The 12,252-nt window shown below is 71.5% G+C and carries 14 protein-coding genes; 10 read left to right on the forward strand and 4 right to left on the reverse strand.

Annotation, left to right across the window (positions count from 1 at the left end):
• Positions 1-39: 39 nt before the first annotated feature.
• Positions 40-945, forward strand: coding sequence for a metallophosphoesterase family protein (locus tag ACZ7HQ_RS10540; protein WP_470987059.1), 906 nt, complete (start codon positions 40-42; stop codon positions 943-945).
• Entirely contained in the window at positions 893-1,573 is a 681-nt protein-coding gene (locus ACZ7HQ_RS10545) for a 4'-phosphopantetheinyl transferase family protein (protein ID WP_470987061.1), read from the forward strand. Before ACZ7HQ_RS10540 ends, ACZ7HQ_RS10545 begins: the two co-directional genes overlap by 53 nt.
• 63 nt (positions 1,574-1,636) lie before the next feature.
• Here ACZ7HQ_RS10545 and ACZ7HQ_RS10550 read toward each other — a convergent pair whose 3' ends face one another.
• The 3 genes from ACZ7HQ_RS10550 to ACZ7HQ_RS10560 form a co-directional block, all read right to left on the reverse strand.
• On the reverse strand, positions 1,637-1,864 hold the full coding sequence (locus ACZ7HQ_RS10550; RefSeq protein WP_470987063.1) for a hypothetical protein: 228 nt from the start codon (positions 1,862-1,864) through the stop codon (positions 1,637-1,639).
• 217 nt (positions 1,865-2,081) lie between these two features.
• Positions 2,082-2,621, reverse strand: coding sequence for a toxin-antitoxin system, toxin component (locus tag ACZ7HQ_RS10555; protein WP_470987152.1), 540 nt, complete (start codon positions 2,619-2,621; stop codon positions 2,082-2,084).
• 32 nt (positions 2,622-2,653) lie between these two features.
• Complete coding sequence (locus ACZ7HQ_RS10560) at positions 2,654-3,310, reverse strand: helix-turn-helix domain-containing protein (RefSeq protein WP_470987064.1); 657 nt, start codon at positions 3,308-3,310, stop codon at positions 2,654-2,656.
• A 240-nt stretch (positions 3,311-3,550) separates the two neighbouring features.
• Here ACZ7HQ_RS10560 and ACZ7HQ_RS10565 point away from each other — a divergent pair, with 240 nt between their 5' ends.
• From ACZ7HQ_RS10565 to ACZ7HQ_RS10575, 3 genes are all read left to right on the forward strand, one after another.
• Complete coding sequence (locus tag ACZ7HQ_RS10565; RefSeq protein WP_470987065.1) at positions 3,551-4,222, forward strand: MmyB family transcriptional regulator; 672 nt, start codon at positions 3,551-3,553, stop codon at positions 4,220-4,222.
• A 105-nt stretch (positions 4,223-4,327) separates the two neighbouring features.
• Entirely contained in the window at positions 4,328-4,825 is a 498-nt protein-coding gene (locus ACZ7HQ_RS10570; RefSeq protein ID WP_470987067.1) for a DUF4396 domain-containing protein, read from the forward strand.
• Between the two features lie 75 nt (positions 4,826-4,900).
• Positions 4,901-5,482: a Type-2Aa cytolytic delta-endotoxin gene (locus ACZ7HQ_RS10575; RefSeq protein WP_470987068.1), complete on the forward strand. Its 582-nt coding sequence runs from the start codon at positions 4,901-4,903 to the stop codon at positions 5,480-5,482.
• 45 nt (positions 5,483-5,527) lie between these two features.
• Here ACZ7HQ_RS10575 and ACZ7HQ_RS10580 read toward each other — a convergent pair whose 3' ends face one another.
• Complete coding sequence (locus tag ACZ7HQ_RS10580; RefSeq protein WP_470987069.1) at positions 5,528-6,163, reverse strand: VOC family protein; 636 nt, start codon at positions 6,161-6,163, stop codon at positions 5,528-5,530.
• Between the two features lie 90 nt (positions 6,164-6,253).
• Between ACZ7HQ_RS10580 and ACZ7HQ_RS10585 the strand changes: the two genes are divergently transcribed.
• From ACZ7HQ_RS10585 to ACZ7HQ_RS10605, 5 genes are all read left to right on the forward strand, one after another.
• A complete protein-coding gene (locus ACZ7HQ_RS10585; RefSeq protein ID WP_470987071.1) occupies positions 6,254-7,252 on the forward strand; it encodes a LacI family DNA-binding transcriptional regulator in 999 nt (332 codons plus the stop codon).
• Between the two features lie 142 nt (positions 7,253-7,394).
• Positions 7,395-8,747: an ABC transporter substrate-binding protein gene (locus ACZ7HQ_RS10590; protein WP_470987072.1), complete on the forward strand. Its 1,353-nt coding sequence runs from the start codon at positions 7,395-7,397 to the stop codon at positions 8,745-8,747.
• A gap of 5 nt (positions 8,748-8,752) precedes the next feature.
• Positions 8,753-9,709, forward strand: a complete 957-nt coding sequence (locus ACZ7HQ_RS10595) for a carbohydrate ABC transporter permease (protein ID WP_470987074.1) — start codon at positions 8,753-8,755, stop codon at positions 9,707-9,709.
• Entirely contained in the window at positions 9,706-10,581 is an 876-nt protein-coding gene (locus tag ACZ7HQ_RS10600; RefSeq protein ID WP_470987076.1) for a carbohydrate ABC transporter permease, read from the forward strand. The genes ACZ7HQ_RS10595 and ACZ7HQ_RS10600 overlap by 4 nt, the downstream gene beginning before the upstream one ends.
• A gap of 56 nt (positions 10,582-10,637) precedes the next feature.
• Positions 10,638-12,245, forward strand: coding sequence for a glycoside hydrolase family 13 protein (locus tag ACZ7HQ_RS10605; RefSeq protein WP_470987077.1), 1,608 nt, complete (start codon positions 10,638-10,640; stop codon positions 12,243-12,245).
• Positions 12,246-12,252 lie beyond the last annotated feature (7 nt).

Here is a 12,252-nt window from a genome sequence, read left to right on the forward strand (position 1 = left end):
CTTGTGGTCCAGGCAGAGGATGATCGGAAGGGGTGCGGGGTGGAGTCTGCGGCCGGGACCGGACAGCTGCTGGCCATCAGCGACCTGCACATCAGCTATCCGGAGAACCGCGCCCTGGTGGAGGACATGCGGCCCGCCGGCGACGAGGACTGGCTGATCGTGGCCGGTGACGTCGCCGAGACGGTCGACGACATCCGCTGGGCCCTGCACACGCTGGCGGGCCGTTTCCGCAAGGTGCTCTGGGCCCCCGGCAACCACGAGCTGTGGACCCACCCCAAGGATCCCGTCACCCTGCGCGGCGTCGCCCGCTACGAGCACCTGGTCGGGCTGTGCCGGGAGCTGGGCGTCGTCACCCCCGAGGACCCCTACCCGGTGTGGCGGGGGCCCGGCGGCCCGGTCGCCGTCGCCCCGCTCTTCCTGCTGTACGACTACTCGTTCCTGCCGCCCGGCTGTGCCACCAAGGCCGAGGGCCTGGCCTACGCGCACGGCACGGGTGTCGTCTGCAACGACGAGTTCCTGCTCCATCCGGATCCCTATCCGACCCGCGAGGACTGGTGCCGGGCGCGGGTCGCCGAGACCGAGCGCAGGCTCGCCGCGCTGCCCGAGGACCTGCCGGTCGTCCCGGTCAACCACTATCCGCTGCACCGGCATCCCACCGAGGTGCTGTGGTATCCCGAGTTCGCCATGTGGTGCGGCACCGAGCTGACCGCGGACTGGCACCGCCGGTTCCCCGTCGCCGCCATGGTCTACGGCCATCTGCACATCCCCCGCACCACCTGGCACGACGGAGTCCGCTTCGAAGAGGTCTCCGTAGGCTATCCCCGTGAATGGCGCAAGCGACCGGGACCGCCGGGACGGCTGCGCCGCATCCTGCCGATGGAGGTCGAGACCGGTGATCGAGGAGCTGCTCCCGGAGTCGGTCGTGGCCGTGGAGGCACACGGTGACGACCCGCTGTGGGACGCCCCGCTCTACCCCGGGGAGGCCGTGCTCGTCGAACGCGCGGTGGACAAGCGCCGCCGCGAGTTCGCCGCGGTACGCGGCTGCGCCCGGCAGGCCATGGAGAAGCTGGGCGTGCCGGCCCAGTCCGTACTCAGCAGCGAGCGGGGCGCACCGCGCTGGCCGGCCGGTCTGATCGGCAGCATGACCCACTGCGACGGCTACTGCGCCGCCGCCCTGGCCCGCGCCGCCGACCTGGCGTCCCTCGGCATCGACGCGGAACCGCACGGTCCGCTCCCGGACGGGGTCGGCCCCTCCGTCTTCCTGCCCGCGGAGATCGAGCGGCTCGCCCGGCTCACCGGGCAGCGGCCCGCCGTGCACTGGGACCGGCTGCTGTTCAGTGCCAAGGAGTCCGTCTACAAGGCGTGGTTCCCGCTCACCCGCACCTGGCTGGACTTCTCCGAGGCCGACATCACGCTCCACCCGGGCCCCGACGACGAGCCGTACGGCACCCTGCGCGCCGAACTCCTCGTCCCCGGGCCCCGGGTCGGTGACCGCCGGCTCCAGGTCTTCGACGGCCGGTGGGCCGTACGCGACGGACTGGCCGCCACCGTCGTGCTCGTCCCGCACGCCTGAAGCCCCGTTCCGCGGCGGCCGCGCGCGCCGTCCGCGTCCGGGCGTTCGCGTCAGGGTGTCCACTCAGGCCGGCGGGCACCAGTCGCGCAGCAGACGGAAGAAACCCTCTTCGTTGCCCGTGAGGCCCGCGCGCGCGAGGGCCTGTTCCGCCTCGGCCAGCACGGCGGGCGGCACCACGGCGGGCCGGCCGGCGTCCGGTGGCCCGTCGAAGGCGGCGCGCACCGTGTGCAGCAGCCGCAGGTAGGCCTGTACGGCGGTGCGCTCACGGTCGGTCAGTACGGCGGTGGGCATCGGTCGGCTCTCCCCGAGTAGGCGTCACGGTCATGCGCCCTGCGGCGCCGCGCGCCGCGCGGTACGGCGCACACCACCAGCTTGCCGCCCACCACTGACAACGCCGTCCGGCTCCGCGCCGGTTCGCCCGCTCGGCGGAGGCGCCGAAGCGAGCCGCAGGGAAGGCGACCCACGGCCGGCCCACCCCGGCGGGCGCCGCACCGGCCACCCCCTCGGGTCAGCCCTGCGGCCCCGGGTATCCCAGGGACACCTCGATGCGCCCTGCCACGTCGTCCCGCTGCACCGGGCCGCGCAGGGCCGAACCGGGCAGCCAGGTGCGGCACTTCCTGGCCAGCAGCAGACCGAAGGTCTCGGCGTCCCGCTCCTCGGCCAGGTCGAAGCGGGTCCGGGCCGCAACCCGCTGCACCGTGGCCCGGAGCGCGTCGTCGTCGGTGTCGTCGAACAGCAGCCGCGTGGCGACCCCGACGCCGTCGACGTGGTGTCCCCGGTGGTCGGCCTGCATGTGCCACAACTCGTGGCCGAGGATCACCAACTGGTGGTCGGGAGCGGTGCGTTCCTCGACGACGACGAGGTCGCGGTCGGCCAGATCCAGCCACAGCCCGCTCGCCGTGCCCGGCGGGAAGGCGGCCGCCCGGAAGTGCACCGGACGGCCGCGGCGGCGGCTCATCGCCTCGCACAGCGCGCGGTACAGCTCCCCGGGCGGTGCCGGCACGGGCAGCCGCAGCCCGCCCACCAGCTCGTTGCACAGCCGGCGCATGTCCCTGCCGATGCTCACAGTCCTCCCCCGGCTCACGACTCGGGCCGCTTGACGCTCTCCAGGAGCATGTCCAGCCACTCCGCGACCTTGTCCCGGTGCTGGTCGGTGGGCAACTGCGCGGCCCGCCAGGCTATGCCGCGCACCCCGTGGTCCTGCAGCAGCCGCTCCAGCGGATCCTGGTCGGCCCCGGCGGCGGCCCGCTCACGGTCGGCGAGCTTCTGCAGCAGCTCCTGCTCGGTGCGCTGCAGCGCGCCCGCCAGCGCCTCGGGGTCCTCGGCGGTGAGGAAGCCGGCGTGCACGCGGAAGAAGCGCTGCAGCGCGTCGCAGTGCTCCATGGTCGGCCGCCGGTCGCCGTTGATGAGGGCGCCGGCCTGCTGCCGGGACATGCCCGCGCCGTCGGCGATCTCCTGCTGGGTGTACTTGCGGCCGTTGGGTTTCAGCCGGGTGCGCCGCAGCAGGCCCAGGCGCTGCAGGAAGCGCGCCTGGACGTCCGGTTCACCGGCCGGCCGGCCGCTGAGCAGGGCCTTGACCACCGCCTCCGGCACACCGCAGGCCACGGAGAGCCGCCCGACGTCGTAGACCTCGGCCTGCGGCACGCCGAGCCGTTCGGCGAGCGCGGTGACGCGGGCGACGACGGCCGGCAGCTGGGCGGTCGCCGTGGCGCCCGGATCCTCGTAGCCATCCGTCACCGACAGAACTCCTACGTCTCTAGGGGGCCTCAGATGCGTCCGTGCATCTCACGAGCGATCGCCGTGAACTTTCCGGAGAGTAGCGGGTGCCTCGAACTCACATCCAGGTGTCGCCACAACTGTGGCGAATTTCAGCCGTCAATGGCCGCGAAATGCCACGATAGTTGACACAGTCTTGCCGAGGGCCGCAGGATCGCAGGGCCGCGTGAAGGCGGCAGAGGCAAGAGGGGTGACCTCCCGATGGCACATCAGGCAGGAGGACGGCGGCCGGCACCGCGGCCCGTCCCCGAGACCTGCGAGACCCAGGCGTACCTCCAGGACTACGCCGCACTGCTGGAGGCCCTCGCCTGCCCGTCCCTGGTCGTCGACCACCGCTGGGACGTGGTCATGGCCAACGGCGCGTTCGAGACACTCTTCCGCGGAGTGCGCCCGCACGCGACGGCCATGCCCGGGGACAACTTCCTGCGGTTCGTCCTGTTCCACCCGGACGCGGGGGACGTCCTCGGCGAGCACGAGCAGGGCTGGTGCCTGCCGATGCTGGCCCATCTCAGGTCCGCCCTGGAGACGTACGGGCACGACCACGAACTCCAGGCGGTCCGCCGGGACATCGCCCAGGACCCGCTCATGGAGGCCGCCTACCGGCAGGGCCTGCCGCACTGGATCCGGGCCGTCGGAGAGACGGCCACCCGGCTCGACGGGGCCGTGCGGCTGCTGCTCCACCCCGACCCGCGCCGCGGCCCCACCGAGTGCCGCATCGTCGAGGAGACGCCCGAGATCCTGCGGGGCCTCGGCTACCGGCGGCTGGCGCTGGTCCTGCGCGAGAACCGCCGGCCCGCCGCACCGGTACGCCGCCCGCGCCGGCCGCGTGGCCCGGCGGGGCATCTCACGGTCGTCCGCACCCCCGAGGACTGACCCGGCACCGCCGGCGTTCAGGTCGCCGGCGGCGCCGGGTCGGCAGGAATACCCCCGTGGGGTATCGCGTTCATGACGGTCACCTGAACGGACAAGGGGGCTGTGATGGACCACGGAGTGCACGAACACGGGCAGCCGCGTCACGAACGGCACGGGCACCACACGGCGGGCACCACTTGGCGCACGGCCGCCCAGGCGACGCTGCACTGCTTGACCGGCTGCGCCGTCGGGGAAGTCCTCGGCATGGCGGCCGGCACCGCCGCCGGCCTGCACAATGCGGCCACCGTCGCCATCTCCGTCGCGTTGGCCTTCGTCTTCGGCTACGCGCTGACCATGCGCGGCGTACTGCGCGCCGGGCTGCCGGTCCGGCGGGCGTTCCAGGTCGCGCTGGCCGCGGACACCGTGTCGATCGCAGTCATGGAACTGATCGACAACACCGTCGTCGTGGGCGTTCCGGGAGCCATGGACGCCGGGCTCGGGCAGTTCCTCTTCTGGGCTTCACTCGCCCTTTCGCTCGCTGTGGCCTTCGTGCTGACCACTCCGGTCAACCGGTGGATGATCGGGCGCGGCAAGGGCCACGCCGTCGTGCACGCCCACCACTGACCTCGGCTGCCAGGTCTGTTGCACCGCTGCGGCATACTGACCCCCCATCGGTGCAACAAAATGTTGAAGGAGTGGATGTTGGCAGCCTGTTTCAGGACAGTCACCGAGGTGGGGGAGGCCCACCTCGCCCAGGCGGAGGCACTGGCGCGTGCCTTCCAGGAGGCGATCGCGCCCGCCACCGTCAACTACGACTTCGCTCACATCCGCGATGCCGCCGCGGCCCTTCCCGACAGCGACATCGTCAGGATGGTCCGCGGCTGGGGGCTCCAGGAGGAGGCGCCGGTCCTGGTGATGGCGCTCTCCCTCAAGGAAGCGGTCCGCCAGGCGCTCCCGCCCGAGACGGCCCAGGCGTCGTTCTGGGAGACGATCGAGCGCCACCTCGTGGATGCCTTCACCGGTCTGGCCGCGCAGGAGGGCGAACCGGGGCTGGTCTACTACGAGGAGGGGCCGGACCGCACGAGCTACTACCGCGACCTGTTCTTCGCCCTCCAGGACGAGGAAGCCGGCGAGTACGTCTACGCCGTCGCCTTCTGCGCCGACGTCACCGTCGGCTTCGGCAAGTCCCGTGTGGGCACCCTGGGCCTCACCGACACCGCACCGTTCGCGGTCCGGCTCAACGCGATCGTCGTGCGCCAGAAGCTCACGAACGTGGCCTGAGGGGTGTGATCGGCCGGAACAGGCGCCGGGCGGGGCGGGCAGGGCTCAACGCGTCGCGAGGTGGAACTCGTTCCCGCCGGCGTCGAGCGACTCGCCGGATTCCCCGTCGCGACGGGTGACCTCGAGGCGCAGCCTGTTCCGTCCCGCCTTGGGCGCCGCGGGCGGCCCCATCACCAGCGAGACCGTGCTGGTGGGCGTGCGGCGCAGCCGGACACCCCAGGGGTGGGACTCGACCGCGTGCCAGTCGGCCCGGGACTGCCAGAAGGCCGACTGCGCGTCGCGGTCCTCCTCGGCGACGTCGAGGCAGATCGCGACGAGGCCGGAGTCGGCGAGCACGCCAGGGTGGCCGGGCCGCAGCACGCAGAACTCGTTGCCCTCAGGATCGGCCAGTACGTCCCACGGGACGTCCCCCTGGCCGATGTCGGCCCGCGTCGCACCGAGCGCGAGCAGGCGCGCCACCTCGGCCTCCCAGTCCGGCCCCCCGGCCAGGTCGAGGTGGAGCCGGTTCTTGTGTGCCGGCTTCGGCTTCGTCGTCGGCACGCACCGCAGCCGCAGACCGCCGGTCCGTCCCCGCGTCGCGTCCAGCCAGAAGCGGTCCGTGCGCGCGACGTCCAGCGCGTCGATCACGATCCCGGTCAGCATTCCGTCCCCCCACGTCGTCGAACCCGTCAACCCGCTCATTGTCGCCACCGCTTCGGCCCGGCCGGATCACCGCACTCTGCCACCGTCCAACGCAAGCTGCTTGCAAAAATTTGCGCTACGCTTGCGTGCATGACACGACGACTTGCGGAAGTGGCGAAAAAGGTCGGCGTCAGCGAAGCGACCGTCAGCCGGGTGCTCAACGGCAAACCAGGGGTCTCCGACGCCACCCGGCAGGCCGTGCTGACGGCCCTGGACGTCCTCGGCTACGAGCGCCCCACCCAGCTGCGCGGCGAACGCGCCCGGCTCGTCGGCCTGGTCCTGCCCGAGCTGCAGAACCCCATCTTCCCGGCGTTCGCCGAGGTCATCGGCGGCGCACTCGCCCAGCTCGGGCTCACCCCGGTGCTGTGCACGCAGACCAGGGGCGGCGTCTCGGAGGCGGACTACGTCGACCTGCTGCTGCAACAGCAGGTCTCCGGCGTCGTGTTCGCGGGCGGCCTGTACGCGCAGGCGGACGCCCCGCACGACCACTACCGCCTCCTCGCCGACCGCAACATCCCCGTGGTGCTGGTCAACGCGGCCATCGAACACCTGGGCTTCCCCGGCGTGTCCTGCGACGACGCCGTAGCCGTCGAGCAGGCGTGGCGGCACCTGTCCTCCCTCGGTCATGAGCGCATCGGCCTCGTCCTCGGCCCCGGCGACCACGTGCCCTCGGCGCGCAAGCTCGCCGCCGCGCGGGCGGTCGCCGGCGACCTGCCCGAGGAGTTCGTGACCCGGGCGATCTTCTCCATCGAGGGCGGCCACGCCGCCGCCTCCCGGCTGATCGACCGCGGTGTCACCGGCATCGTCTGCGCCAGTGACCCCCTCGCGCTCGGCGCGGTCCGGGCCGCGCGCCGCAAGGGGTACGACGTCCCGGGCCGGATCTCCGTCGTGGGCTACGACGACTCGGCCTTCATGAACTGCACCGAGCCCCCGCTCACCACCGTCCGCCAGCCCATCGAGGCCATGGGCCGCGCCGCCGTGGAGCTGCTGAACGCGCAGATCGGCGGCACCGCCGTACCCGCCGAGGAGCTGCTGTTCGAGCCCGAGCTGGTCGTGCGCGGATCCACCGCCCAAGCCCCGCGCGACTGACGTTCCTGAAGGCGACCCTGAAGTTCCAGCTCACTGTCAAATAATTACAGATTTAACGCGGCATCTTGCGTACCGATGCCGGCGGTGCTTGAGTGTGCGGCGCCCACCGCTCCTGCCATGCGTGCCATCTGGGGGTCCACCGATGAGAAGCACCGGGTTCCGCCGTACCTTCGTCGCGATCGGCGTCTGTTCCTCGCTCGCCCTCGCCGCCACCGCCTGCGGGTCGGGCGGCGACGGCTCGGCGGGCGGCAGGACCCGCATCACCGTCAACTGCGAGCCGCCCAGGAGCGCCAAGGTCGACCGGAGGTTCTTCGAGGAGGACACCGCCTCCTTCGAGAAGCAGAACCCGGACATCGACGTCGTCGCACACGACGCCTTCCCCTGCCAGGACCCGAAGACCTTCGACGCCAAGCTCGCCGGCGGTCAGATGGAGGACGTCTTCTACACGTACTTCACCGACGCCCGGCATGTCGTGGACATCCACCAGGCAGCCGACCTCACGCCGTACCTCAAGGACCTGAAGTCCTACGGCACCCTCCAGAAGCAACTGCGCGACATCTACACCGTGGATGGAAAGGTCTACGGGATACCGCGTACCGGATACAGCATGGGGCTGATCTACAACCGCAAGCTGTTCCAGAAGGCCGGCCTCGACCCCGACAAACCCCCGGCCACCTGGGACGAGGTCCGCGCCGACGCCAGGAGGATCGCCGCACTCGGGGGCGGCACCGTCGGATACGCCGACTACAGCGCCCAGAACCAGGGCGGCTGGCACTTCACCGCCGAGCTGTACTCCCAGGGCGGCGACGTCGTCGGCCCCGACGGCAAGAAGGCCACCCTCGACAGCCCCGAGGGCCGGGCCGTCCTGCAGAACCTGCACGCCATGCGGTGGACCGACGACTCCATGGGCAGCAAACAGCTCCTCGTCATCAACGACGTGCAGCAGATGATGGGTTCCGGCAGGCTCGGCATGTACCTGGCCGCCCCGGACAACATCCCGATCCTGGTCAAGGAGAAGGGCGCGCGCTACGACGACATCGCCATCGGCCCGATGCCGGGCGGCAGGGGCACCCTGATCGGCGGCGACGGCTACATGTTCGACAAGCGCGACACGCCCGCACAGATCCGCGCCGGCCTGAAGTGGCTGGACCACATGTTCCTCACCCCGGGATCGGGCTTCCTCGGCGACTACGCCCGCGCCAAGAAGAACGACGCCCCCGTCGGCCTGCCCGAGCCGCGCCTGTTCACCGGTGCCGCCGACGCCCGGGACCAGCAGGCCAAGAAGGCCAACGCCAACGTCCCGGTGGAGAACTACCGGGCCTTCCTGGACGGCAACCAGCAGCTCCGGATGAGGATCGAGCCGCCGGACGCCCAGCAGATCTACTCCGTCCTCGACGGCACCGTCTCCGCCGTCCTCACCCAGCAGGACGCCGACATCGACCAGCTCCTCAAGGACGCGTCCGGCAAGATCGACGGCATCCTGGCCAGGAGCTGACCGCCATGACGAAGACGGCCGAGCGGCGGCCCGTGACGAAGGCCGCCGCCCACCCGGTCCCGGCCGCGCCCCCGGCAAGGGGCCTCAGACGCCGCCGCCTCGCCGACCAGGCCCGCGCCTACGCCTTCCTGCTCGGGGGCCTCGTCTGCTTCGCCCTGTTCTCCTGGTACCCGGCGATCCGCGCGGTCGTCATCGCCTTCCAGAAGTACACGCCCGGCTCGCAGCCCCAGTGGGTCGGCACCGCCAACTTCACCCGCGTCCTGCACGACCCCGAGTTCTCGGCGGCCTGGCGCAACACCCTCACCTTCACCCTGCTGGCCCTGCTCATCGGCTTCGCGATCCCCTTCCTCCTCGCCCTCGTCCTCAACGAACTCCGGCACGCCAAGGCGTTCTTCCGGGTCGTGGTCTACCTGCCCGTGATGATCCCGCCGGTGGTCAGCGCCCTGCTGTGGAAGTGGTTCTACGACCCCGGAGCCGGCCTCGCCAACGAGACCCTGCGCTTCCTGCACCTGCCGACCTCGAACTGGTCCAACGGCACCGACACCGCGCTCGTCTCCCTGGTGATCGTGGCGACGTGGGCCACCATGGGCGGCACCGTCCTCATCTACCTCGCCGCCCTGCAGTCCATCCCGGGCGAGCTGTACGAGGCCGCCGAACTGGACGGTGCGAACGTGCTCCAGCGCGTCCGGCACGTCACGGTCCCGCAGACCCGGTTCGTGATCCTGATGCTGATGCTCCTGCAGATCATCGCCACCATGCAGGTGTTCACCGAACCGTTCGTCATCACCGGCGGCGGCCCGGAGAACGCCACGGTGACCGTGCTCTACCTCATCTACAAGTACGCCTTCCTCTACAACGACTTCGGCGGCGCCTGCGCCCTCAGCGTCATGCTGCTGGTCCTGCTCGGCGTCTTCTCCGCCGTCTACCTGCGGCTCACCCGCACCGAGGGGGACACGGCATGAGCACCCGCACCCTGATCTCCCCGGCCGCCCTCGCCCGCCCGCGCGGCAAGGCGGCCTACTGGACGGTGTTCACGGCCGTCGTCCTCCTCTTCGCGCTCGCCTTCCTCTTCCCGGTCTACTGGATGGTGACCGGGGCCATGAAGTCCCCCGACGAGGTGGCCCGAACGCCGCCGGCGATCCTCCCGAGGCACTGGCACCTCGGCGGCTACACCGACGCCTGGGACCTGATGCAGCTTCCGCGGCACCTGTGGAACACCGTCGTCCAGGCGGCCGGCGCCTGGGCGTTCCAGCTGGTGTTCTGCACGGCCGCCGCCTACGCCCTGTCCCGGCTGAAGCCGGCCTTCGGGAAGGTGATCCTCGGCGGCATCCTCGCCACCCTCATGGTCCCGGCGCAGGCCCTGGTCGTACCCAAGTACCTGACGGTCGCCGACCTGCCGCTGATCCACACCAGCCTGCTCAACGACCCCCTCGCCATCTGGCTCCCGGCGGTCGCCAACGCCTTCAACCTCTACCTGCTCAAACGGTTCTTCGACCAGCTGCCGCGCGACGTGCTGGAGGCCGCCGAGATCGACGGCGCCGGCAGACTGCGCGTCCTGTGGTCGGTCGTACTGCCCATGTCCCGGCCGGTCCTCGGCGTGGTGTCGGTCTTCGCGCTGGTCGCCGTCTGGCAGGACTTCCTGTGGCCGCTGATGGTCTTCTCCGACACCGACGAGCAGCCGATCAGCGTGGCCCTGGTCCAGCTGTCGCAGAACATCCAGCTCACCGTGCTCATCGCCGCGATGGTGATCGCCAGCATCCCGATGGTGGCGCTGTTCCTCGTCTTCCAGCGGCACATCATCGCCGGGATCAGCGCGGGCAGCACCAAGGGCTGACGCCGCCGCACCGCCTCACCGAAGGCGCCGCACCGCCTCACAGAAAGGGAAGCTCCGTGGGACAGCCCACCCCTGCCCCGAAGGGCCGCGACTGGTGGCGCTCCGCCGTCATCTACCAGATCTACGTCCGCAGCTTCGCGGACGGCGACGGCGACGGCACCGGCGACCTCGCGGGCGTCCGCGCCCGGCTGCCGTACCTCGCCGAACTGGGCGTGGACGCCCTGTGGTTCAACCCCTGGTACCTGTCGCCGATGAAGGACGGCGGTTACGACGTCGCCGACTACCGCGCGATCGACCCGGCCTTCGGCACCCTCGCCGAGGCGGAGAAACTCATCGCCGAGGCACGCGAGCTGGGCATCCGCACCATCGTCGACATCGTGCCCAACCACGTCTCCGACCAGCATCCCTGGTTCCGCGCGGCACTCGCCGCCGGGCCCGGCAGCCCGGAACGCGCGCTGTTCCACTTCCGTCCCGGCCGTGGTCCACACGGCGAACTCCCGCCCAACGACTGGCCGTCGCAGTTCGCCGGCTCCACCGAACCGGTGTGGACACGCCTCGCCGACGGCGACTGGTACCTGCACCTGTTCACGCCCGAGCAGCCGGACCTCAACTGGGCGCATCCGGCCGTCCGTCAGGAACACGAGGACATCCTGCGATTCTGGTTCGAGCGGGGCGTGGCCGGCGTCCGCATCGACTCCGCCGCCCTGCTCGCCAAGGACCCGGCCCTGCCCGACCTCGCCACGCACCCGGGCCCGCACCCGTTCGTCGACCGCGACGAACTCCATGACATCTACCGCTCCTGGCGGCGCGTGGCGGACGCCTTCGACGGCGTCTTCGTCGGCGAGGTCTGGCTCCCCGACACCGAACGCTTCGCCCGCTATCTGCGCCCCGACGAGCTCCACACCGCCTTCAACTTCTCCTTCCTGTCCTGCCCCTGGGACGCCGGCCGGCTGCGCGCCGCCATCGACACCACCCTCGCCGAGCACGCCCCCGTCGGCGCCCCGGCCACCTGGGTACTGTGCAACCACGACGTCACGCGCACGGTCACCCGGTACGGCCGCGAGGACACCGGCTTCGACTTCGCCGCCAAGGCCTTCGGCACCCCGACCGACCTGGCCCTCGGCACCCGGCGGGCCCGCGCCGCCGCCCTGCTGTCGCTGGCGTTGCCGGGCGCGGTGTACCTGTACCAGGGGGAGGAGCTGGGGCTGCCGGAGGCGGAGGTCCCGGCCGACCGCATACAGGATCCGATGTACTTCCGCTCGGGTGGCGCCGACCCCGGTCGCGACGGTTGCCGGGTGCCGCTGCCGTGGGTTGCCGGTATGCCGTATGCAGGATTCGGTGCACGGCAGGAGCCCTGGCTGCCGCAGCCGGTCGACTGGCCATCGTATGCAGTCGACCGGCAACAGCAGACCGCCCACTCCATGCTCTCGCTCTATCGCCACGCCATCGCCCTCCGCCCGGCCTTCGGTGACGACCCCCTGACCTGGCTGCCCGCCCCCGACGGTGTCCTCGCCTTCGCTCGCGCCGGGGGAGCGATGTGCGTGGTCAACTTCGCGTCGACGCCCGCCGGCCTCCCCGCGCACTCCCGACTCCTGCTGAGCAGCGGCCCCCTGGACGAGGCGGGCCGGCTTCCGCGGGACACGGCGGCCTGGCTGCATGGCTGAGCTGCCG

This window comes from Streptomyces sp. NPDC037290, from assembly GCF_055603245.1.